Source organism: Grimontia sp. AD028 (genome assembly GCF_000973155.1).
Classification (GTDB): Bacteria; Pseudomonadota; Gammaproteobacteria; order Enterobacterales; family Vibrionaceae; genus Enterovibrio; species Enterovibrio indicus.
On sequence record NZ_LASY01000141.1, the window covers coordinates 1 to 24,002 of the forward strand.

A 24,002-nucleotide genomic window follows, 5' to 3' on the forward strand; every position below is an offset into this window, starting at 1 on the left:
GCATTGATGACCTCTGAATGCGGGCATCTTCAGGTCGTTTGGGTATAATAGTTCGAATCAAATAAAGCGCTGCAACACCAAGTTTGCAGCGCTTTTTGATCTGAATAAAAAATCGCAAATTCAGTAGATTAAGGATTTATCGACTGTATCCAGATAGAAAGGCATCATTTCCTCACTGGAATGAATCTTGATGTTAATATGTGATCTATACCCGTTATCTCTTTCTGGAGTGGGTATCAGCTAGCCTTTGAATCAATCAGGGTAAGCCACTTTTTCTCCACCTCCTCTTTTACCAAGGCATACATGACGACGAATGCAGTAAACCAACAGCAGCAACAGCTGACCTTTCTCTTGATCCTTGTGCTCGGCGCTATTGCCGCGCTCACGCCTTTAGCTATTGATATGTACCTTCCCGCCATGCCTGACATTGCGCGAGATCTGTCGGTAACGCCGGGACAGGTCCAGCAAACGCTGGCGGCATACACCGCAGGCTTCGCTATTGGTCAGCTTATTCATGGCCCAATCTCTGACAGCTATGGCCGACGCCCTGTCCTGATTGGCGGTGTCGCATTTTTCTTGGTGGGTGGGGTTGTCAGTGCATTGGCGGCAGATATTGAAACCTTGACCTACGTACGTGCTGCTCAGGGTTTTTTTGGTGCTGCAGCAGCGGTTGTTATCGCGGCATTGGTACGGGACATGTTTGACCGCGAAGAATTTGCGCGCACCATGTCGTTTATCACCCTGGTGATGACGGTAGCACCGCTTGCAGCGCCGATGATTGGTGGTTATCTGGCGGTTTGGTTTGGCTGGCGTTCGATTTTCTGGGTGTTAGCGGGCTTTGCCGCGTTGGTTATTGTTCTGGTGTTATCACTGATTCCAGAAACCTTACCCGGGCAGGGAAGGCCGCCACTCCGTCTTGGCTCAACGCTACGCAATTATATGAAGATACTGCGCTCTAGAAAATCTGTGGGTTATATCTTTGCTTCCGGGTTTTCTTTCGCGGGTATGTTCTCATTCCTGACAGCCGGCGCGTTTGTGTACATCGACTACTATGGCGTAAGTACCCAAAACTTTGGTTATCTGTTCGGCTTGAACGTCGTCTGTCTGATTGTGATGACCTCTTTTAACGGTAAGTTTGTGCGTAAAATCGGCAGTGAGAAGATGTTGCAAATCGGCCTGACGATTCAACTTCTGTCAGGTATCGCACTGATTGCGGGACAAGCTTTTGAATGGGGTTTGTGGGGAACAGTGATTCCTGTCATGTTCTTTGTCGGCACGATTTCTATTGTCGGCAGTAACTCAATGGCGTGTGTATTGAGTGCGTATCCTGAGCTTGCGGGCACTGCGTCCTCACTGGCGGGAACATTGAGATTTGGTACGGGCACCATAGTTGGTGGTACAGTGGCGGTCATTCACGTGAATTCAGCCTGGCCGATGACAGGTGCTATGGCAGCATGTGCGTTTTTATCCGCCCTGTTTTACTGGGGTTTAGCGAAAAAATAAGAAAATGAGCTACATCAAAGACATTAAATCCGTCGTGGATTCTGCCCTTGCTGAACTTGAAGAAGCAAAGGCTAGCGGCAAATTACAAAGTAACCCTGTGAGTGAAGAGTCTTTCCTCTGTCGCTGGGTTGCCCAAGCAGTAAAAAAACAGCGATTTGGAAACTCTGTTTCTAAAGAAATGACGGCCTGGGTGCAGCAGGGTCGTAGTATGGGCAAACACGCCAATATTAAAGGCCAAATGCAACATATTGCGAGCGTTTATCATCACCACTTCCCGCAAGGTGATGAGCACAGTGCGATTACTAAAAACCAGTTTGACGCTTTGGTAGAGGCGCTCGAAGAGGCCGATTGGATGATTCACACCGAATACGAGATCAACCGTAAGGTGCGCGTGATTTCAGACGGTCAACATTCCTTTGCGGTTTGCAGCATTGCTTTGGGCAAAAGCTTCAATGCAGAAGGCGAGCTGGTAAAACCGTTGAGCCTTTATGTTCGTGGTCCAGAATCTTGGTTTATTGAAACCGTTCGCGAACATGGCATGCTGATGACCAAGGTGACTGACTACAAATCTATCGTGAAATACCACGGTGAATACCAGATTTGGCCTCGCAACCAAGCCGACAGACTACTGGTGTTACCAGAGAGTCTGAAGCCTTAATAAGGTTAAGCAAATGTCAGCAGACCCAAGGAAATTATATGTGGTGCGAAGGAGTAGTCTTCTTCGCACCACTTTTTTTTGCCAGAGCAAAAGCCATGCCTTTGAAGATAAAAAGGTGAGCGGGCATCATCGCAAACCAATAAAGCAAGCCGCTGAAACCAGCGGGGTGCCACCAAGCGCGTATATCCACCAAACGCGTTTCGCCCAAGTCCTTCACCGTAAATTCCAGACGGCCTAGCCCCGGTGCTTTCATGCCAAACAGCAGTGACAAATGTTTTTGCGGGTGGCACTGAATCACTTTCCAGCTATCGATATAATCACCAGTTTCAAGCGAAGATCTTTGCGGTCGACGTTTTTCCAGCGCATTTCCACCAACTGCAGCGTCCATATAAGCCCGGATTCTCCAAAGCCAATTCCCGAAGAAATAGCCTTCATTACCGCCGACCTTTTGTATGTTCGACCAGAGTGATTCCGCAGTGGCATCGGTTTCTACGGTGAAGCCAGCATGCTTGGGGTAGTAGCCATAATTTCGGTGCCAGCGAGCGATGGCATCCGGGTCAAACCCCCAAATATCATTTTTTACGACATCACTTTCATTGCTGAGTGCGGATTCAACGGCTTGTTCAAAACCGAGTTGTGGTACGGGAATTAGAGTGCCTATGTCCTTGCCGGTAGGGAGCAAGTCATAGCGCAGGCCATCAATCAGAGCGCTGGCAATAGATTTGGGCACGGTCGTGACAAGCGTTAGCCACATTGAGGAAATCTTGGGTGTCAGCAAGGGGACTTTAATGATGAAAATACGCTTGTTAATATGCGGGCGAAACGACGCATTTGATCTTCATAGCTGATCACTTCGGGGCCACTGACATCAAATATCGGAGAGCCTTCGACAGGCACTTCAATCAATTTAGTGAGGTAGCCAATCATGGTTTCAAGGGCAACCGGGCTGGATTTGGAGCGAACCCAGACTGGCGTGGTGATGACAGGGAGGTGAGAGACGATATCTCGCATGACTTCAAAGGCCGCAGAGCCACTACCAATGATAATGCCTGCGCGCAGTTCAATCACTTGCTTGCCGCAATCGCGTAGGATATTCCCAGTCACTTTTCTGGCTGCGAGGTGGGTAGAAGTGACATTGTTGGGTTGGGTCGCGCCCAGATAGATGAGCCGGGAAACCTGACTTTTTGCTATCTGATTTGAAACATGACGCGCCATATTGAGCTCATGCTGATAGAAATCTGATCCAGATGCCATGCCATGAACCAAATAAAAGACCTGTGATACTCCTGACAAAATGGAGGAGAGGTCACCTTCGTCTAACAGATCCACTTCCGCCAGTGTCACGTTGGGATGGTTATGCCAGGCCTGATGTTTTAGTGTCTCTAATGAGCGGCTGGTTGCGATGACCTGATAGCCTAAGGCCAATAAGTTTGGCACCAAATGACTGCCCACATAACCCGTCGCACCAATCACCAACATCTTTTTACTGGGCATCATATTTTGAATCTCATCGCAAACTTCTTCATTCCATGAGAGCGATCTCTGCCGCAGGATCGCTCGTATATTTTGTCATTATCACAAACTCTCTTCGCAACGACCTTATTGAGAAATAAGACAAATTAACATGCGAAAGCGTGACTGTTCGTTGTCAGCACAGTGTCAAAGAAACAAGGCTATCGGAAAAGAGAGTAAAAAACTGTGATTATCTATGCCTTTAAAGCTGGATATAGCGTGCATGAATTGATGGGAAAATAGGCGATTGTGATTAATTGTCAAAATGTGCTGTGGATTCAAACACCTTTCTTGACGCCGAAGTTTGCGGTAAATTGCTTCACCTATCACATTATCGCGCGACCTTTTTCGACGCTTGTTGGAAAATCCAAGGGGAAAAAATGCTAGAGCTGGTTGGACTTTGCAAAGGCTATCTTGATGGGGGTGAATTCCATCCAGTATTGCAAGGTGCAGAGCTATCCTTAGCCAAGCATGATCAGGTGGCCTTGATGGGCGAGAGTGGCTCAGGTAAGAGTACTCTGTTGAACCTTATTGGTGGATTAGATAATCCTGATTCCGGTGAAGTCATTGTCGCAGGAACACCAATCCACGAGCTTGCCGAGCGCGATCGCACCCGCTTTCGCCGCAACAACATCGGCATGATCTTCCAGCAATTCAATCTGCTCCCCACGCTTACCATCGCTGACAACATCCGTTTCTGTCGTCAATTGAAAGGCCTGCATGACGACGATGGTCTGTGGCGACAAATCCTCTCTGCGCTGGATTTGATGCCTTTGCTGGGTCGCTACCCCGAGGAGGTGTCTGGTGGCCAGCAGCAGCGCGCAGCGATTGCGCGCTCTCTCTATATGGAACCTAAAATCCTGCTGGCTGACGAACCGACAGGCAGTCTGGATGAGCGCAATGCCGACGCAGTAATGCGTCTTCTCACGACACTGACCAATTCGCTTGATTGCACTTTGCTCGTTGTCACTCACAGTGAAAAAGTGGCGGATTATCTTGGGCATCGTGTCACGCTACAAGGGGGCGTTCTGAATGTACGTACCCGTAGCTAAAGCGCTATTCGGACACTACCGCCGACATCCGTTTCAGGTTCTTCTTGTCTGGCTGGGGTTAACGCTAGGCGTCGCTTTGTTGGTTGGTGTTATGTCAATCAACCAACACGCGCAAGACAGCTACCAAAAAGGCGCCAGCTTATTTACTAATCCGTTTCCTTATGTGCTCCATCATCGTGAGCGCGGAAAACGCGTTGATGAGCCGCTGTATATTTCGATGCGACGTGCGGGATTCAACCAGTGCGTGCCCGTCGACATCTACCGAACTTCAACACAGGATGGCCATGATATACAGCTAATGGGTGTTGATACCGTCGCCATGTTCGCTTTCAACGTAGCAAACCCTGATTCAGTGGCGGCTGAGCAGCCATTGCGAGACGGATTTACTACCCAGTGGGTGAGCACCGAACTCGCTAGTCATCTTGGCTGGGTGGATGGACAAAAAATCACACTAAAAGATGGGAACAAAATCGGACCTATCAAACTGGTAGAAGGTGGCCAGATTGGCTCTGGTACCCGTATTTTCGGTGACATGTCCGTTATCCGCAGCTTGTCAGACCATGACGGTTTCAAACTTATTTACTGTGGGGTCATGGACAAAGCCGAGCGTGATGCATTGCGCGATGTTCTTCCATCAACGATCACGCTATCCCGAACAGAAACGGCGCAATTGGGCCCATTGACGCGAGCATTCCACCTCAATCTATTCGCTATGGGACTTCTGGCCTTTGTCGTTGGCCTGTTTATCTTCTATCAAGCGATATCGCTTTCCATGGCACAGCGACAACCACTGGTCGGCTTGATGCGCGAATTGGGCGTTGGCAGGAAATCGCTAGCGTGGGTCGTCAGTCTGGAAATGCTGATTTGGCTGTTTATGGGTTTGATTGGCGGCAATATTGCAGGCCTGGTACTTGCCCAAAAACTGATGCCAACGGTCGCGACAACCCTGAGTGACCTTTATGGTGCGAATGTCGACCTCACATTAAACTGGCAATGGGAGTGGGGCTTCTACAGCTTCCTGTTAGGCGTTTGTGGTTTTGCTTTGGCATCTGGCTGGCCGTTATATCGATTGCTGACCACACCACCTGCCCGCCTTTCAAAACGTATGTCTCTGGTTCGTTTTTCTGGCCGAGAATTCAGCTGGCAAGCGATTGTGGCCTCCCTGTTTATTGTCATCGCCATGTTGGTTTACAGCGCACCCCAAAGCCAAGCGCAAGGGTTTACCTTAATAGCCTTAATCCTTATCAGCGGCGGCTTGTTTCTGCCGTTTATGATGTGGAAATGCTTTCTGCTACTTTCTGAAAAGATCAAGATTGCCCGCCTGCGTTGGTTCCTTTCCGATGCGTCAGCCAGCCTGAGTTATCGTGGCATTGCTGCCATGGCTTTTATGATGGCGATTGCCACCAATATTGGTATGGAAACCATGGTGGGAAGTTTCCGAACTACAACGGAAACCTGGCTTCAGCAACGACTGGCGGCTGACATCTACGTCAAACCAGAAAAAGCGGTGGCGCAGCAACTATCAGATTGGTTGGAACAACAAGACGAAGTTAAGCGCAGTCTGGTTCAGTGGCGACATGAAATAGACACCGCCCAAGGCATTGTCGAAATCCATACTATTGGTACCAGTGCAGAAGAGCGTGAGGCTCTGGCTATCAAAGTGGCGGCGCCAGATTACTGGAACCACTTGCATCAGGGCAAGTCCATGATGTTGAGTGAGTCACTGGCGCTTAAATTTGATGCTCAACCAGGAGACAGCATTGCGCTTCCAGCCCCATTTGGTGATGGCTGGAAAGTGGCGGGCATCTATTTTGATTACGGTAACCCATATAGCCAAGTGATTGTCTCTAACCGCTCTTCTTTAATCCCTTGGATTCAGGATGCGGGACGGGTAGGAGTGGCCGCACTTTTTAATGAGGGCGCTAATGAAGAAGCGCTGGTTGATGGTATGCGCAAGCAGTTCAATCTGCAGGAGACGCAAGTTAGCAATCAAAGAGATATTCTTGCTACTGCAATGCGTATTTTTGACCGAACGTTTTTGGTTACTGATACGCTTTGCACGCTAACGCTTATCATCGCCATTTGTGGACTGTTCTTCTCAACGCTGGCAACTGAGCTTTCGCGCCAACGCCAGTATGCTCTGCTTCGATATATGGGGATATCAGGGCGGGAATTGGCCTTTTTAGGTGGTGGCCAACTGATGTTGATTGGCTTGTTTTCCGCGCTGTTTGCTTTGCCTCTTGGGCTCGTTATCGCTGAAGTGTTGATTAACATTGTGCTCAAATATTCGTTTGGCTGGACGATGTCGGTGTCCTACTTCCCAGCCAGTTATCTTATTACCTTGGGTGGCTCTTTGCTGACGTTGCTATTGGCAGGATGTTGGCCTGTGTGGCGTTTGATCAAGCGTTCTGCAATCCTTTCCTTGCGGGAGGCTCAGTAATGCGCGAGGCGAAGCCACAACCCTTTATGTTGACAGTCATTGGCTGGAGCTTTGCCGCTCTGCTGTGTTTGTTGGCACTGTTTGGTTCCGTGTTGCTGAAAGACGATCCGCCTGACCGAACTGCTGTGACCGCACTGGTTGCTGCTAATGCTGAAGACTTTACAAAGGTGGTTCCTGGCCGGGAAATCCAATTTCCGAAAGACTACGGTTCGCACGACGATTTTCGTCAGGAGTGGTGGTACGTCACTGGAAATCTGCAAGATGAAGCGGGAAATCACTATGGTATTCAGTGGACGTTATTCCGCTCTGCCATCTCATCGCAAAGAGGTGAGGGTTGGGACAACAACCAGATTTTCATGGCTCATGCCGTCCTGACGACGAAAGAGGGTGTGTTTGCCGCAGAGCGTTTTTCCCGGGGCGGAATTGGTCAAGCCGGTGTGTCTGATAGGCCATTCAATGTGTGGTTGGATAACTGGCAATGGCGTGGAAACGGAGAACAACCGTTCCCAGCTAAACTGCAGGCAGAAGACAAGGATTTTGCTTTCAAGTTAACCATGTCAAAAACCCTTTCAGAGATTTTGCAGGGCGATAATGGTTATAGCCAAAAACACGCGGTAAAAGATGTCGCCTCTTACTATTTCAGTGTGCCAGCTGTCGCATTGGATGGTGTGATTGAATTGAACGGCAAAACCGTGAAGGTATCTGGAAAAGGCTGGGTTGACCGCGAATGGAGTACCCGAGCCTTGAGTGAAGATCAACTTGGCTGGGATTGGTTTTCTCTTCAACTTGATGACGGTCGTTCGCTTATGTTGGTGCAGGTTCGCGGGGAGCAATCGCCTTACCGGTTTGGCTCAATCACTGATGCTGCAGGAAACACCAAGACGCTGAAAAACGGCGAAATAGAGCTGCAACCAATCGCCTTCGCAAAAATGCCCACTGGCCGCCATCTTCCGATCAAATGGAAAATTCAGGTGCCTGAACAGGACATTATGCTCACCACTAAACCCGTCCACGAACAGAACTGGTTGCCGTTTACTTTCCCTTATTGGGAAGGGCCAATTATGGTCAATGGTTCGGCAAAAGGTGTAGGCTTTATGGAAGCAACGGGTTATTAGGACCCTTGGGCCATATCATTTCTATTCACTCTGATGCTGTTCAAGTTCTGAATCACCTTAGTGATTTGATCTTTCACATATTGTTCTCTTTCCCCTCAAAGACTATGGTTAATATGACTATTAACATAATTGCAACTTTCGAGTCCGCTTGAAAAGTTAGCGAATGCGAGGCGAGCGCATATGTTCCCGATCATTTTGGGCACGGCCAAATTCGGCACCTATACCAGTCGCGAAGAGAGTTTTTCAGTTCTCGATGGATACTTGGCGTTGGGGGGACGGAGACTCGACACCGCTAATAACTACGCTGTCTGGCATCCCGATGGTAAAGGGGGCGAAAGTGAAACTGTTATCGGAGAGTGGCTGAAGACGAAAGACCGTTCTGATGTTGAAATCATGACAAAAATCGGTGCTCAGTCGGTGGATGGCTTTACTTACGACAAGCTGGATGGACTCTCGCCCGGCAATATTATGCAGTCAATCGATGATTGCTTGTCCCGTCTTCAAACTGACTACATTGATGTTCTCTACGCCCACGTTGACGATGAAAACACTCCGCTGATTGAAACCTGGAAAACGATGTCTTCGCTTGTCGAACAGGGAACAGTCAAGGCGCTTGGCATTTCGAACTATAAAGAGCCAAGAGTGCTGGAGCTGCTCGATGTGATCAATCAAAACAACCTTGAGCCATTCAAATACGTTCAGTATCGCTATACCTTGTTGTCTCCCAACATCGACGCCAAGTTTGGTCCGCAGGTGGTGATGAACGAACACTTATTCGGGGCTTTAAAACACCTTGAATGCAAACCAGAAATCATTGGTTACAGCCCATTGCTAGATGGGAGTTATGAGCTTTCGCCAGACGAGCTACCTGATGAGTATGACAATCTGCTCAATGCAATCATGGTGGAAGAGTTACAAATGCAGGCAGAAGAGAGCGAAGCGACGACATCCTCCTTGGTACTAAAAACCATATCTGATTATGGTGTCACGCCCGTGACGACTGCTTCCTCTATAGAGCGGCTAAAAGATAACCTAAAACTTTTGATTTGAACCAAGTCGCAATATGTTTTCACCATCCAGTCTGTGCTAATGTGTTGGAAGTGTTGAGTAAACTAGTCATTGGGATTGATAAAGATGATGAAAAAGTTACTTGTGGCTTCTGGCGTTCTTCTGCTCGCAGCCTGTTCGTCTGCACCGGATCCTATGGATGAACGTATCGATGCGGCTATCAAGCTTTGTCAGAGTGACAGCGCAAAAGCCTATTCACACACGGTTGATGGACTGCGCGTGATGTGTGACAGCGGTAGCTCTTACATTATCCGTGGTGACATTTCTTTGGAACAAATAGTCGAGATGGACAGGGTATATTGCTCTAGCATGGGTATTCGTGACTTCGTCTCAAGTAAGAGCGGCGAAATTAAGCTCGCCTGCAATGATGGCTCTAACTACGTTTTATAAAGGCAGATGACAATGAAAAAAGTACTGATTTCTCTTACTGCAGCGGCTTTGATGGCAGGCTGTTCTTCAATTGAAACGGCGGAGTCAATGCCAAACCCAGATCAGCGTGTGGTTGATAGCCGTTTGAACATTTCTTCTGATTTAAACGCGACCTACTGTGAAGGTAAAGGCTTTGAGAAGTACATGGAGCGTGAAAAATACTATACCTTCACTTGTAAAGACGGCGCTTTCTTCAATATCGCTAAATGATCAGCGACATACAAATAGTAAAAGAGGAGCTTATGCTCCTCTTTTTCATGCTTCAAACTCGCCATTTAGGCTTTCTTGGCACCACCTCGACACCGGTTTGATACCTTCCTGCAATGGCATTGAGCGTGAGTTCCAGTGCATGTTCACTGATCAATTCAAACTGCTGAGGCAGTGATTGTACTTTCATCGGAATGAAATCCAGCATCCGATTGTCACCAAACGTGGCGAATTTCACTCTTTCGCCAATCTCTGGTTCTTCCAAAATGGCATCAAGGATACCTTCAAACAACGCGTATGAAGTGGTGAGTATGGCCTCGGGCATCATGCCGGCGTGATACCATTGCAGAATAAGCCGCTTAGCTTCTTTCTGGCTGAAATGGTCACCATAGGCGATTTGTGTGCCTGCGTTTGCTTTTCTGGCAGCAGACAAAAATCCCTGTTCACGCTCTTTTGATATACCCAGTTCGGGTACTGCGCCAATCAGTCCGATGGTATTTGCGCCCATTTCAGCTAATTGGTTGGTCAATGAAAATGCACCATCCAGATCCTCACTGATCACACTGGCAAAGTGTTCATCATCTAAAGCACGGTCAATGGCGATCACAGGTGTGCCAGAAGCTTGAATGGTAGGGTAGAAGTCGTTCTCTGCGGGCAGGGAAGAGGCAACTATCAGCGCGTCAATTTTGCGTGCGACTAACATATTCACCACTTGCTTCTCGGTCTCGGGATTGTCGTCAGAACAACTGATGATCAATTGATAGCCAGCCTGACGTGCATCCCGCTCAAGTAATTTAGCGATTTTTGCGTAACTGCCGTTCTCCAAATCGGGGATCAGAAGGCCAAACGATCGTGTCGTACCTGCGCGAAGGGCGCTGGCTGCATGGTCCGGACGGTAGTTATATTTCTCGACAACTTCCATCACTTTCTGTTGAGTGCGTTCACTGATGCGGTATTTAGCTGACTTGCCGTTAATCACGTAACTTGCCGTTGTGCGTGAAACTCCAGCCAAGCGGGCTATCTCGTCCAGTTTCATTGAAATTTTTCCCCTTAAACCAAATCCGACTTACTTATCAGATTGGGAACACTCTGTGCGCGTGATCATAAAAAGCACAAAGGATCTTATCGATTCTTTGCATTATAAGCTGAATGGATTCAGCATTGATAGCTGAAAGGTTTCAGCAAAGATAAAAAGTGTGCGTGAAGCCTGTTTTTTGATTTGAAAACTGAAACGATTCAGTAAGGCTGAAAGTGCGCTTTAAAACGCTTTACTAACTATGAATATTACGGCTTGGCTGCAGCAATCAATGTGTGGCGGGGCGAATGAAAAGTGGGCTCAGTCCACTGAAATCTGAGGTAAGAATGATGCTTGAACTCACGCAAAACGACGTGCAACTCGGCAAGAGTGCTGCAACGAAACAAGAGGCGATACAAGAGATTGCTAATGATTTGGTCGCTAAAGGGCTTGTTGTTGAAGGGTATAGTTCAGGCATGCTTGCACGAGAAAACCAGAATTCAACATATCTGGGAAATGGTATTGCGATTCCTCATGGCACCACTGACACCCGCCATTTGGTGACGCAAACTGGCGTGCAAATTCATCACTTTGCTAATGGTGTGGATTGGGGCAACGGAAACACGGTTTACCTTGCAATCGGTATTGCGGCGAAATCTGATGAACACCTCGGCATATTGAAGCAACTGACCCACGTTCTTTCTGCCGACTCTGTGGAAGAAGCACTAAAGGCCGCGGCCAGCGCCGAGCAGATCCTTGTGGTATTAAACGGTACGAACCAGAAAGGCCTGCTTTTCGATGAAAGCACGATCACCCTGAATTTCCCTACAGCAGATTTAGTTTCCATGAGCGCGGTATGTGCGGGCAAATTGAAAACAGCGGATGCCGTTGGTCAGGGATTTGTCTCCTCACTTGTTGGTCAGTCGCCGGTGTGTCTGGGGCAGGGGCTTTGGCTGAATGCTTCATCAGAATCGGTAAAGCAAACCGCAATATCTTTTTTGTCTGTAGAGCGAGCTTTCGAAGTCGATGGTAAAGCCGTGAAAGGGTTGATTGCTGTTGCGGCTAACAGCGCAGAGCACACCTACATCATGAAGAACATCAGTGAGTTGGCGTTTGATGGGAAAATCGCAGAGGTGTTTGCTTCTTCCCCAGAAGCCGTGGTTAAGGCTTTTTCTGAGGTTCGCCAAGGCGGTCTCAGCCAAATCTTCAAAATTAAAAATGCCCACGGTCTTCATGCCCGACCAGGCGCCATGCTGGTGAGTGTTGCCAAGAAGTTCGACTCACAGATCTGGGTATCGAATCTGAATGGTGATGGAAAACAAGTGAATGCCAAGAGCTTGATGAAAGTGATTGCGTTGGGTGTTAAGCAAGGTCATGAACTGGAATTTACCGCTGACGGTTCTGACGCTCAAGTTGCCATTGATGCCATCGGGCAAGCCATTGAAGCCGGTCTGGGTGAGGGGTAAACCATGACGAATTTTCGTGTAGTCACAGTCACGCTTAATCCTGCGCTGGATATGACTGGTGCCATGGCAGAGCTCAAAGCAGGTACCGTCAACCTTATCCAGTCTTCGAACATGAATCCGGGCGGTAAGGGGATTAACGTTGCAAAAGTACTCGCCGAATTGGGTGCAGAAGTCACAGTGACCGGCTTTCTGGGTGATGAAAATCAGGATCCTTTCGCTCATCTTTTCGAGCAAAAAGGTATTCATGATGCCTTTATTCGCGTGGCTGGTGCATCGCGCATTAACGTCAAACTGGTCGAAGAGTCAGGTCGCGTCACTGATCTGAATTTCCCTGGTGTTGCAGTATCTGAAGATGATGTTCAACAGCTTGAAAGCGCCCTCCATACATTGGCAGAGACTCACGACGTGTTCGTGATTGCTGGAAGCTTACCGTCGGGCATTTCACCGGAAAAACTTGCTTCTTGGATTGCCGCGCTTCGGGAGCAAGGCAAAAAAGTATTTTTCGACAGCAGTAACGCGGCACTGGCAGCGGGTTTGAATGCCTCTCCTTGGCTGGTTAAGCCGAACGATGAAGAACTCTCACAATGGGCGGGTAGGCACCTTTCGAATGAAACTGAACTTCTCGAAGCGGGTAAAACCTTGAGTAAGACGGGTATCGATAATGTGGTGATTTCCCGTGGCCCAGAAGGTGTGCTGTGGCTGAAAGATGGCGTTTGGTATGCCAGCCAGCCACCAAAAATGAAAGTGGTCAGCACAGTTGGTGCTGGCGACACGCTGGTGGCAGGGATGTGTTGGGCAGAATTGAACCAGTGGGATCGGGAAATCTCTCTGAGTTTCGCTACCGCGCTGTCTGCGCTAGCAGTCACAAAGGTCAATGTTGGTGTTGAAGATATTGTTCAAGTAGAAACGCTACAACGCCAAGTTAACGTGAAACAGATTAAAAATAACTAAAGGAACAGGGGTAGAGAGATGAAAGCAGTAATCGTGACATCGTGCCCAAGTGGTATTGCGAATACTATTATCGCCGCGGGAATGCTTGAAAAAGCAGTCGCAGCACTTCAATGGCATGCTGTGATTGAATGCCAAAGCACTGTGAAACCGAATAAGCCCGCTTCTGTATCTGACATTGAAGCGGCGGATCTTATCGTGACCGTTGGACCTGTCGCTGATATGGCGAGATTCAATGGCAAATCTGTCTATCAGGCCTCTTTGGAGGCTTGCTATGCCGACGTTAAACAGTTGCTGGTTGAAGCAACTTCAAAGGCTAAGATCTTTAGACATGTTTCATCTTCTGAAGTTATTGAACCGTCAACCCAAAAACGAATTGTTGGCATTACTGCGTGCCCTACTGGGGTGGCGCATACCTTCATGGCGGCAGAAGCTGTAGAAGAAGAGGCCAAAGCACAGGGTATGTGGGTGAAAATTGAAACCCGGGGCTCTGTGGGCGCGAAAAACCAGCTGACCGAGGAAGAGATTGCAGCGGCAGACTTGGTCTTTATCGGCGCGGATATTGAAGTCGATATGGCTCGCTTTGATGGCAAGCGCGTTTATCGAACCAGTACGGGTGCAGCACTGAAGAAAACCAAGCAAGAACTAGCCAATGCGTTTGAGCAAGCCGAAGTTTATAAGCATGGTGGCACGAAAACGGATAACAGCAGTAAGAAAGAACGCACTGGTGCTTATAAACACCTGATGACTGGTGTTTCACATATGTTGCCTTTGGTTGTTGCTGGTGGGCTGTGTATCGCTTTGTCTTTCGTCTTCGGTATTGAAGCGTTCAAAGAAGAGGGCACACTGGCGGCGGCACTCATGGAAATTGGCGGCGCGAGTGCATTTGCGTTAATGGTTCCTGTGTTGGCCGGTTTTATCGCGTTCTCTATCGCTGACCGTCCGGGGCTGTCACCGGGTCTGATTGGCGGTATGCTGGCGAGTTCTACAGGCGCAGGCTTCCTAGGGGGTATTGTCGCGGGTTTCCTGGCTGGTTATTCAGCAAAACTGATTGCTGATAAAGTTCAACTGCCGGACTCTATGGCGGCGCTTAAGCCAATCTTGATCATTCCTTTGCTGGCGAGCTTGGTGACTGGCCTGGTCATGATTTTCGTGGTGGGTGGCCCAGTTGCAGGTGTGATGAACAGCCTGACCGAGTTCCTGAACAGCATGGGTTCGACCAATGCGGTTCTGCTGGGTGTGATCCTTGGTGCCATGATGTGCTTTGACTTGGGGGGGCCAGTTAACAAAGCGGCTTATACCTTTGGTGTTGGCTTGCTGGCTTCCCAAACTTACACACCAATGGCAGCTGTGATGGCTGCGGGTATGGTGCCTGCAATGGGCATGGGTCTGGCAACCTTGTTGGCACGCAGCAAGTTTAATGCTCAGGAACGTGAAGCGGGTAAAGCATCGTTTGTTCTGGGGATGTGTTTTATCTCTGAAGGTGCGATTCCTTTCGCGGCACGTGATCCAATGCGCGTTATACCAGCCTGTATGGTAGGTGGCGCTTTGACTGGTGCGCTGTCTATGTTGATTGGCGCAAAATTGATGGCTCCTCATGGCGGTATCTTTGTACTGTTCATTCCAAATGCCATCACACCAGTACTGCTTTACCTTGGTGCGATAGCAGCAGGTACTTTGGTGACAGGTTTTATTTATGCAGCATTGAAGCAAAGCGAAGAAACGCAAGCAGTTGTTCAGCATGCATAGTTGAAGTCTCAGCAAGCGTTAAGCCGACCTCGGGTCGGCTTTTTACGTTTAGTAGGGTCTGGCGGGGGTGTGCAAATTCAGGTCGTTCTGACCCATCATAAAGGTTACGTGAAGCTCCACTAACTGTTCACTTTCCCTTTGCCATGCTGCGTCGTTCTGTTGTTGGCAAAACTCCATCATGGCGACGATCAAGATATCCAGCTTTTTCAAACTCCAGCGTTTAATGTCTGGTTCGATATCTGATCGTGAAGCCAAAGCCTGCAGTTTTGCATAGCAAAACTGCAGGTAACTAAAGGCTTCTTCCGCTTTGCCTTCAAACTGATGGTGACGTTGTAACTTGGTGCAGCCATCCACAAAATAAGCGATAGCATCACTTCTGGTTAGGTCGATAGGCGGGTCAAAAATCATGGCTGGGGTTTGGGATACAACAGCAGCGAGTGTATCGACATTCCGATGTTCAGCGTCTTCGTACCAGTTTTGAATTTTCTTCATCCATGCGTCGACGACGTCCACAGTTTTCTCCCTGATAATAATTTTTTTGGCGGCATGGTGCCGCCATGGGAATGGGTGAAGCTTTTAGATACCTAGATCGTCCAACAAAGAGTCGGCTTCTGCCGCTTTTTTGGATTTACTCTTTTTCTTGTCTTTGGCATCGAGACTTTTGGCGACTTCCGTCTCCAGAATTTCATCAGGATTAATTTCATCGCCTTCCTCGAATTCTTCGAGTTGGATGAATTCTGTTCGCTCCATCGAAAGCTCAAGGTAGAAGATATTGTTATCTTCAGTGCTGAAGCTTACGCGGCGTGCCTGAGGGCGTTCAATATTGCTATCAACAGTGACATTAATATTCTTGTTGATCGCCATCATCTTGGGTTGGTTCTGTGTGATATTGGTTTGTAGCGAACGTTTCACTTTACCGGTGAAGTCACCCACGATTTGGTTCATGAGCTCCCCCAAAACGTCCGCGACTTCGTCAGAAGTGTGCAGGGTTGCAAGTTCTTCTTTTGGAATGCCCATGTGGGACATGTATTTCTGGTAGACCTCAAGCGCTGCTTTGGCTTCGAAATTAATCACCACTAATCCGGAGAAGCCGCCATCAAAAAGAACAAAGCAACCGAAGTCAGGTTTCAGGCTGGTCTTGGATATCTTCTGCACCATGGCGGAGTGGTGAACTTGTGTATCTGTTGCTTTCGAAAGGACCGCAGTTACCGATTGGCAAAGTTTCAGCAGAATGTCTTCAGTTGTGATGATTTTTGTTTTTCTCATGACTGGCTCACTCGTTCTGATGTTGGTTGAATCTTTACAAGTGTGGCACTAAATCTCTCATTCTGCTGAAATCTATCTTTGCTTTAACTGTTCACCGCATTTGACCCAAGTGATTGTAATAAATCAGCATGCTTACGATGGACGGCAACCAAAGAAGCGCGCAGTACTGGTCTGAGGTCATTGATGAGTCCCTCTGTGTCCGCATTTTCTGCCGCAGCGGATTTCTCTATCTGCATACACAGATCTGACAGTTCAATTGCGCCGATGCTACGTGATGACGTTTTAAGCTTGTGGGACAGCATTTTTACTTCCGCAAAATCATAAGGCGACTTGAACTCCGACAAGGTGTTGAGCTCAGGTTCGCAATGCTTAATGAATTCGCCCAGCACTTCTGCGTAGGTTTCGGTATCGCCCCAGAACAGCTTTTTCAGCACCTGAGGGTCTAGCTCTATCTCAACATATTCTTCGTCTTGCTGTGGGTCCTCTAACGATGGTTTTTCTGCTTCCGAAGAAGGCTTTTCGATTCCCGTCGGTTCCTCGTTAGGTTCAGCGAAGGGTTTACTTTGGGCACACCATTTCGCCAAGACTTTTTGAATCACATCGATTTCAACGGGCTTGGCAATAAAATCGTTCATCCCGGTTTCAATACAGCGCTCAGCTTCGCCGACCAGCGCATTAGCGGTGAGTGCGACGATAGGAACAAATTCGGCGCGTTCTTTTTGAATTTCGCGGATAGCTTTCGTTAGCTCATAACCATCCATGTTAGGCATGTGGCAGTCTGTGAGCACCAGAGAAAACGGCTGATTGCGATAGGCTCGCAGTGCTTCCTGACCGTCGGCTGTCATCACCACATGGTAGCCAAGGTAGGTAAGCTGCTTCTCTATCACCGTTTGGTTAGTGACGTTGTCTTCTGCCACCAATATCGTGCCATGGTTGTCCTGCGCACGTTCAATAAAGGCTTCTTTACCCCGAGTGTCGATAACTGGGTAGTCGGGGCTTTCGAGACCGACACAGATCCTTAGGCCACTGATCAAGCTGGAAAGTTTGAGCGGGGAAGAGAAAATCGCGAAAACATCGATACCGCCATAGCGTCTGACAGGGAGGTTCATGTCTAGCTCGAGGTAACGAATATCGATGTTTGACGGCACATAAGCCGGCATCAGTTGTTTGGTTTTCAGGTAATCGCGGCAAAGCACCACATATTTGATGTCATCGCGTGGAAATTTCTGAAGGTGCAACAATTCAATGGTGATGCTTTGCACCGATATATTCATGTTTTTCAGGTAATTATCAATACTTACCTTCAGCGCACCGTTTTCGAGGGTGTTGATACACACCACATTGTTGATGGTGGCGGCTGACTCACGCAGTACATCGATGTTGCAGTCATCCGGAGCCGTAACTTCTTGCGAGTAGGGAAGGGTAAAGGTCACCATAAAGGTTGAGCCAATGCCTTCTTCACTGGTAGCAGAAATAGAGCCACCCATCAAAGACGCTATATTACGACTGATAGCAAGGCCCAAACCCGAGCCGCCATAGCGCCGTGTGGTGGAATACTCAGCCTGTGTAAAGGGCTGGAATATAGCTTCTAGCTTGTCTTTACCAATCCCGATACCGTTGTCGCGGATTTCAATAAAGACTTTCGCTGTGCCATCCGTTGTATCCTGTGATTTTATCCATACCTGTACTTCGCCGCGATGTGGCTGCCCGCCGGAGAACTTGATGCCGTTTCCGATAATGTTAAACAGAATCTGTTTAATACGGGTTGGGTCGCCAAACATGGCGGTGGGGACATTTGGATCTACAAATAAGGTTAATGAAACGTTCTTCTCGGCCGCTTCTGTGGCCAGGTTATCCATCACCTGTTCTGCGATATGTCTGAGAGAAATGCTGACATTATCGATACGCATTTTACCGGCCTCTATGCGGGAAAAGTCGAGTATGTCATTAATAATAGATAATAATGAGAGCGCCGACTCCCTCACTGTGTTGGCGACACTCTTTTGAGACGCATCGAGTTTGGAGCGCAGCAATATATCGATCATACCGATCACACCATTCATTGGGGTGCGGATTTCGTGACTCATTGCGGCAAGGAACTGAGCTTTCGCTTTGGAGGCGGTTTCAGCTAACTCTTTCTGATAAAGCAACTGTTCTCTGGCTTGGTTGCGGGAAATGATGTGGTCGCGGAACGAGCTGAGTGCATGGGATATTTGCCCCACTTCATCAGGGCGGTCTTTATACAGGATCGGAATCTCAGTGTTGCCATCGGCCAGATTGCGCATAGTGTCCGCAAGTCGAGCGATTGGCTGCGTTACTTTTTTATAGATGTAGTAGGTCACAAAAATACTGACCACTGTCATCACTGCAAAAAGTGCAAAGAACGAAAACTGATTGTTGTTCAGCACGTTTCTTAAATTGGCCATGGAATTGGCGGCGCTGAAACTGGTTTCGCGGGAAAACTCCGTCAGCGAGGTTTCCAGTGCTTTGTATTCGTTAACATTAATGGCTTTAAGTGAAGACACAGCGATCAACTTTTTCGATGGGTCATATTGGTCAAATACCCGGCGAATACGCTCAGAAAATACTCTTCCTAATCCTTTGATGAGATCCAGCTGTTCGATGGTAGAAACGTCAGCGGTATTCTTTCTCAAGTAGTTAATATGATTACGGAAAAACGCTTCATTGGCATCAAAACGATCCCGTTGATTTTCCTCGCCGCTAAGGTAGAAAAACAGGGCAGACGTCATGTCATCAACTTCATCCCTGATTAGCCATACATAATGCTGCGTATCTTGCTTTGACAGGAGCTCAGAGGTTTCTTTACTGCTGTCCATCAGGTTGATGGAATCAAAAAGCTCTGGCGCTAACGTGGCAGAAATAATTCGCTTCTCATTCAGTGCCCAAGATTCTCTCTTAGGGTCGTACTGTCCGATAACATCATTTTCTATCTTATCGACGAAGTTGCCGTAGATGGTTTCAATGTTATTTAGATGACTTGTATGATCGCCGTGCAATTTCTTGAGTTCGTTGAGCGAGACTTCAAACTGATTCTTGTTACGATAGAAATTCTCGAGAGCGGTTTCTTGACCTAAGGCGTAACTGAGCATGCTACGGTTCATTTCGCCAGCATAGCGAAGCATGGAGACTGAGAGTAAGGCGCTTGGAATTTCCAGCCGGCTGGTTTTGTTGGTATCTATACTGACGCTGTTGTGCTTCACATAGGTAAAAACTGACAGCAGCATGGCGCAGAGTGTCACCATGGCCATGATAAGACCAACTTTACCGACGATACTTTTAGAAAATGGGAACTGATTAGCGCGCTGAATCCGTTCGTCAGACATCATATTTCCTTAACCTTGCATTCAAGCACTGATCAGCAACGTGCTGTGTGGCCGTAATCATTTTTTATTGGTTTTAATAAAGGCATCGCCACTTGTGCAATAAATTCATGAAATCAGTGGTTTAGAATTTTGAAGACAAGTGCAGTGCAGGCACCTTGTTACGCTAAACCGGACTATCATGTTCTTGGGAACTTATAATGTAGACGTCGTAATCGCAATATGGAGACATTGATTTCAATAAAGTGACATCAGGCGTAATTATTGGTACCAATTTGAGGCTGAGGGCAATAAAATTGCGGGATGAGCTTTATCACTGGAGGTAAAAATGGTCGTTGAATCGGATGGGTATGCAGCGCTGATTGAGTTTTTTGTCGATAATCTGGGGCAGTTTTCAGAGCCTGGCGACAAAGTTGGCTCTGAAACCATCGATGATCTCGTGCATGAATTGGTCGCGAGCCAAATTATGGCAATCTGTGACCAGAACAAAGACATGCCACAGGCACTGCGCTTCGAGATCATGAGAGAAGCCGATAAAATCGTAGCTGACCTAGAAGAGATCCTCAGCTCTGTCTGGCACCAGAAACCAACTTACAGCCAAATTAATATTCTTGAAGAATACATTGGTCTGGTGAAAAACCTGTTCGATGCGACTGTGTCTGAGTTGGTCTAAATATCACCTCCCGCATCCTGCTTTTTGCAATATAGTTGCACCAAACAGAACCAACATTAAAATGCGCCTGTTATTTATCGCTTCAAGGCGCATTTCATGAAACTCCATGCAGTACATCATCTCTATCAGCAACGACTGGCTCAATCGACCCGTCCTTTTAAAGCGAGGGGAGCAAATGTTGAACGCTGCCCTCAATGCATGGTTGTGAGTCGCCTTTGTATTTGCGAAGAGAAAGTCTCGTATCCAACCAACGCGGCGTTTCTGTTGGTGATGTATGACGATGAAGTGTTGAAACCCAGCAATACAGGACGCCTTATCGCAGATACGGTTGAAGATACCTTTGCGTATATTTGGTCTCGCACTGAGCCGAATAAAGAAATGCTGGATTTGGTGAATGATCCCAAATGGCAGCCCTATATCGTTTTCCCTGCTCAATATGCTCAACCAGAAAGGGTGCATGCTGAGCCTGTCATCAGCGAAGGCAAACGGCCACTTTTTATCATGATTGACGGAACCTGGCAGGAAGCGAAAAAGATTTTCCGGAAAAGCCCCTGGATGGCGCGTTTCCCAGTGCTGAGTATTAAGGCTGAGGCTTTATCCCGCTACGGTGTCCGCGAAGCGAGTGGTGAAAGCCAACTCGCTACTGCAGAAGTGGCAGCAAAGGTATTGGCACTAAACGGTGACAGATTGGCGGGCGAAAGTTTAGACGCTTGGTTTGATGTGTTTAGAGAGCACTATCTTACGGGTAAGAAACAGAGGCAGTTACCTGTTCCCGGCGCGTTAGATAAGTACCGAGAAGTGGTACAAAGACAATCCAAAGATTGATGGGGTGTATACCCAAACCAAATTTGCGATGAGATGCGCACAAATAGCGGAGGTCATTGGGTTGCAGAGAAGGTATTTTGTTTTTAATCACATTCATACCTCGCTGAAACAGGGATAATTTGGGCAGTTTAGCGAATTGAAAATTGGAACAATGGAGTAAAGGATGTATTACGGCTTTGACGTAGGCGGCACGAAAATTGAGTTTGGTGCGTTTGATAGTGAATTGAAACGCCAAGCAACAGAACGTGTTCCTACACCAGGCGACAATTACGAGCAGTTGATTGAAACACTTGCGGCGCTGGTGGCGAAGTACGATGCACAGTTTGGCTGTGAAGGCACTGTGGGTATCGGCATTCCGGGTATTGAAAAAGCGGAAGACGGCACCGTTTTGACGGTTAACGTGCCTGCAGCGAAAGGGCGCACGCTACGTGCAGATCTGGAAGCGAAGATAGGTCGTGCAGTTGCTCTTAACAACGACGCAAACTGTTTTGCGCTCTCAGAAGCATGGGATGAAGAGCTACAGGGTGAAAAGGTCGTTCTGGGACTGATTCTGGGCACCGGATTTGGTGGCGGTATCATTGTCGATGGCAAAGTCGTATCAGGCAAAAACAACGTTGCAGGCGAACTAGGTCACATGCGTATGCCAATCGACGCTTGGCTTCATCTGGGTGACAATGCGCCGATCTTTGACTGTGGCTGTGAAAAGAAAGGGTGTATCGATAACTACCTGTCGGGCCGTGGTTTTGAAATGCTCTATGCGCATTTTCATGGCGAAGAAAAGAAAGCCATCGACATTATTAATGCATTCAAGGCTGGCGAAAAAACTGAGTCTGAGTTCGTTGATAAATACATGGAAATGCTTGCGATGGTGTTTGCGGGTCTTTTCACTGGTATTGACCCAGATGTTGTTGTACTGGGCGGTGGTTTGTCTAATTTTGAATACATTTATGAAGAAATGCCAAAGCGCGTGCCTAAATACCTGCTGTCCATCGCGAATGCGCCTAAAATCATCAAGGCAAAACACGGTGACTCAGGTGGTGTGCGAGGTGCCGCATTCCTGAATATACAGCGATAAAGTGATTAGACCCGCTGTATAAACCTTTGTAATCTAGATAAATTCGAGGCACCGCAAAAGCGGTGCCTTTCGTTTAAATAAAGCCATCGAAATGTGAGAAGGTGGCATAGCAAGAATAATCACAAGAAAGAGTTTGGTAAGCATTGTTGAGTTATAAATTTTCGCGAGCATTAATTGCAATCTTCGTTTTGCTTTTCTTTTCTGTAGCCACCGTCGTTTGGTTTTTTGTTGGTGGGGCAAAATCGAGTTACGTCATCTCTCCTACGGATTTTGAGTTCCGTTACATTGACGATACCCCAATGGGTGGTGATACACACGGGCGTGTCTATATCAACGAAGAGGGAGATGTAGCATTAGAGTGTGAACTGGGCGCAGGGTACCGTTGGCCATTTTGTGAAGTGGCGATCAGCGTCAGTCCTAGTGTGACGCGCGGGATTGATTTGAAAAACTACCATTCCATGATCATTGAGGCCGCTTATAAGGCTCCAGCACCCAATCAGCGTCTGCGTGTTTATCTGCGTAACTATGATGAAGCGTATTCAACCACTGAAGATCCAGTTTCACTTAAATTCAACGGCATTGAATACAATCCGACTGAATCCATGTCCGAAATTGTATTGCCGCTGAACTCCTTCCAGGTGCTTTCCTGGTGGATATCGGATCTAGATATTCCGCTTGAGCACGCCGGGCCAGACATGACAAACATCTCCTTGATTGAGATTGCGACCGGCAGTGCGCCAACGATCGGAAGTCATGAACTCATCATCAAGAATGTCCGCTTTGAGGGCATGATGGTCACAGAGGCTGAATTGTTCCGCGCCCTGACGTTCATCTGGTTGGCTACGGCGACACTCTTACTTGCTGTGAAATACACGCAAAGCCGTCGTGTATATGATGCGGAAAGACGTCGTGCAAATCGATTGAAGGCCATTAACACTGCGTTGAAACAGCAGAGTGAAACCTTGTCTATCATGGCAACAACGGATGCTTTGACTGGGCTCCGTAACCGCATGGATATTTACCGTGAGTTAGAAAAAGCGTTGGCTTCGACAAACGGAAAGAACTGTACAGCGCTGTGCATGGACATTGACCACTTTAAGAAGATCAATGACAACTATGGCCATGACATGGGCGACAAGTTGTTAGTGTCGGCCGCTGATGTGCTTCGCGAGTCGGTATCCTCTAGCGATGTGATTGTCCGCTGGGGCGGGGAAGAGTTCGTGATTTTCTGTCCAAACCGCAACCTCGCTCAGGCATCGTTTCTGGCAGAGAAAATTCGGTCGGCGTTTGAGACCACAGAGTGGCCACATGACGCAGAATTGACCTGCAGCGTGGGTGTGTCTTCTATGCGTGAAGGCAGTATTGCAGCCATGATCGCCGATGCGGACGATGCGCTATACCGCGCTAAACAAAATGGCCGTAACCGTGTTGAGGTATTTGCTGAGTCATTTATTGCCACGGTATAAATCATCAACAAAGGTCTACAGACCTTAGAAATAGAAAGAAGCCGCATTTAAGCGGCTTCTTCGTTTGTATACCCAAACAACCTGAAGATGCAGGATTCAGCGAGATTGACTGACGTTGTGTTCGCGGCGTTCCTTTGCAGGTGTAGTCATCTCCATCAAAAAGGAACAACAAAGGGCACGGCGTCAGTCAACTC

The 24,002-nt window shown here is 47.9% G+C and carries 19 protein-coding genes and 1 pseudogene; 15 read left to right on the forward strand and 5 right to left on the reverse strand.

The window, feature by feature from the left end:
• The first annotated feature begins 216 nt into the window (after positions 1-216).
• Together RN22_RS22265 and RN22_RS22270 are read left to right on the forward strand one after the other, a co-directional pair.
• A complete protein-coding gene (locus RN22_RS22265) occupies positions 217-1,503 on the forward strand; it encodes a Bcr/CflA family multidrug efflux MFS transporter (protein WP_156168246.1) in 1,287 nt (428 codons plus the stop codon).
• 4 nt (positions 1,504-1,507) lie between these two features.
• Complete coding sequence (locus RN22_RS22270) at positions 1,508-2,161, forward strand: DUF2913 family protein (RefSeq protein WP_046307898.1); 654 nt, start codon at positions 1,508-1,510, stop codon at positions 2,159-2,161.
• Between the two features lie 34 nt (positions 2,162-2,195).
• Here the strand turns inward: RN22_RS22270 and RN22_RS22275 are convergent.
• Positions 2,196-3,655 (reverse strand): annotated as a pseudogene (locus tag RN22_RS22275) (DUF2867 domain-containing protein).
• 398 nt (positions 3,656-4,053) lie between these two features.
• Here RN22_RS22275 and RN22_RS22280 point away from each other — a divergent pair.
• The 6 genes from RN22_RS22280 to RN22_RS22305 all read left to right on the forward strand — a co-directional run bounded on the left by RN22_RS22280 (position 4,054) and on the right by RN22_RS22305 (position 9,987).
• On the forward strand, positions 4,054-4,725 hold the full coding sequence (locus RN22_RS22280) for an ABC transporter ATP-binding protein (RefSeq protein ID WP_002542492.1): 672 nt from the start codon (positions 4,054-4,056) through the stop codon (positions 4,723-4,725).
• Entirely contained in the window at positions 4,706-7,165 is a 2,460-nt protein-coding gene (locus RN22_RS22285) for an ABC transporter permease (protein WP_046307900.1), read from the forward strand. Before RN22_RS22280 ends, RN22_RS22285 begins: the two co-directional genes overlap by 20 nt.
• The gene (locus RN22_RS22290; protein WP_046307902.1) at positions 7,165-8,280 is read left to right on the forward strand and encodes a lipocalin-like domain-containing protein; all 1,116 of its coding nucleotides are present in this window, start codon (positions 7,165-7,167) and stop codon (positions 8,278-8,280) included. The genes RN22_RS22285 and RN22_RS22290 overlap by 1 nt, the downstream gene beginning before the upstream one ends.
• A gap of 180 nt (positions 8,281-8,460) precedes the next feature.
• The gene (locus RN22_RS22295; RefSeq protein WP_046307903.1) at positions 8,461-9,330 is read left to right on the forward strand and encodes an aldo/keto reductase; all 870 of its coding nucleotides are present in this window, start codon (positions 8,461-8,463) and stop codon (positions 9,328-9,330) included.
• 84 nt (positions 9,331-9,414) lie between these two features.
• The gene (locus tag RN22_RS22300; RefSeq protein WP_002542496.1) at positions 9,415-9,738 is read left to right on the forward strand and encodes a hypothetical protein; all 324 of its coding nucleotides are present in this window, start codon (positions 9,415-9,417) and stop codon (positions 9,736-9,738) included.
• Positions 9,739-9,750: 12 nt separating this feature from the next.
• A complete protein-coding gene (locus tag RN22_RS22305; protein ID WP_002542498.1) occupies positions 9,751-9,987 on the forward strand; it encodes a hypothetical protein in 237 nt (78 codons plus the stop codon).
• Positions 9,988-10,039: 52 nt separating this feature from the next.
• Here the strand turns inward: RN22_RS22305 and cra are convergent, their stop codons facing one another.
• Complete coding sequence (gene cra, locus RN22_RS22310) at positions 10,040-11,020, reverse strand: catabolite repressor/activator (protein WP_046307905.1); 981 nt, start codon at positions 11,018-11,020, stop codon at positions 10,040-10,042.
• Positions 11,021-11,349: 329 nt separating this feature from the next.
• Here cra and fruB point away from each other — a divergent pair, with 329 nt between their 5' ends.
• From fruB to fruA, 3 genes are read left to right on the forward strand one after another with little or no spacing between them, the layout of a single operon-like run.
• On the forward strand, positions 11,350-12,465 hold the full coding sequence (gene fruB, locus RN22_RS22315; RefSeq protein WP_046307916.1) for a fused PTS fructose transporter subunit IIA/HPr protein: 1,116 nt from the start codon (positions 11,350-11,352) through the stop codon (positions 12,463-12,465).
• Between the two features lie 3 nt (positions 12,466-12,468).
• On the forward strand, positions 12,469-13,416 hold the full coding sequence (gene pfkB / locus RN22_RS22320; RefSeq protein WP_046307906.1) for a 1-phosphofructokinase: 948 nt from the start codon (positions 12,469-12,471) through the stop codon (positions 13,414-13,416).
• 18 nt (positions 13,417-13,434) lie between these two features.
• The gene (gene fruA, locus RN22_RS22325; protein ID WP_046307908.1) at positions 13,435-15,162 is read left to right on the forward strand and encodes a PTS fructose transporter subunit IIBC; all 1,728 of its coding nucleotides are present in this window, start codon (positions 13,435-13,437) and stop codon (positions 15,160-15,162) included.
• Between the two features lie 48 nt (positions 15,163-15,210).
• On the opposite strand, the gene RN22_RS22330 is transcribed toward fruA, so the two are convergent.
• The 3 genes from RN22_RS22330 to RN22_RS22340 form a co-directional block, all read right to left on the reverse strand.
• Positions 15,211-15,675, reverse strand: coding sequence for a hypothetical protein (locus tag RN22_RS22330; RefSeq protein WP_046307910.1), 465 nt, complete (start codon positions 15,673-15,675; stop codon positions 15,211-15,213).
• A gap of 63 nt (positions 15,676-15,738) precedes the next feature.
• Positions 15,739-16,428: a DUF3334 family protein gene (locus RN22_RS22335; RefSeq protein WP_002542528.1), complete on the reverse strand. Its 690-nt coding sequence runs from the start codon at positions 16,426-16,428 to the stop codon at positions 15,739-15,741.
• A gap of 83 nt (positions 16,429-16,511) precedes the next feature.
• Entirely contained in the window at positions 16,512-19,772 is a 3,261-nt protein-coding gene (locus RN22_RS22340; protein WP_046307912.1) for an ATP-binding protein, read from the reverse strand.
• Positions 19,773-20,097: 325 nt separating this feature from the next.
• Between RN22_RS22340 and RN22_RS22345 the strand changes: the two genes are divergently transcribed.
• The 4 genes from RN22_RS22345 (at position 20,098) to RN22_RS22360 (ending at position 23,808) form a co-directional block, all read left to right on the forward strand.
• Positions 20,098-20,442 carry a DUF3802 family protein gene (locus RN22_RS22345; protein WP_002542531.1) on the forward strand — a complete coding sequence of 115 codons (345 nt, stop codon included), beginning with the start codon at positions 20,098-20,100 and terminating at the stop codon, positions 20,440-20,442.
• Between the two features lie 96 nt (positions 20,443-20,538).
• Positions 20,539-21,267 (forward strand): tRNA-uridine aminocarboxypropyltransferase, encoded by a 729-nt coding sequence (locus RN22_RS22350; RefSeq protein ID WP_046307913.1) that lies wholly within the window; start codon positions 20,539-20,541, stop codon positions 21,265-21,267.
• 163 nt (positions 21,268-21,430) lie between these two features.
• On the forward strand, positions 21,431-22,342 hold the full coding sequence (gene nagK / locus RN22_RS22355; RefSeq protein ID WP_002542533.1) for an N-acetylglucosamine kinase: 912 nt from the start codon (positions 21,431-21,433) through the stop codon (positions 22,340-22,342).
• 146 nt (positions 22,343-22,488) lie between these two features.
• Positions 22,489-23,808, forward strand: coding sequence for a GGDEF domain-containing protein (locus RN22_RS22360; protein WP_231590953.1), 1,320 nt, complete (start codon positions 22,489-22,491; stop codon positions 23,806-23,808).
• Positions 23,809-24,002: the final 194 nt, after the last annotated feature.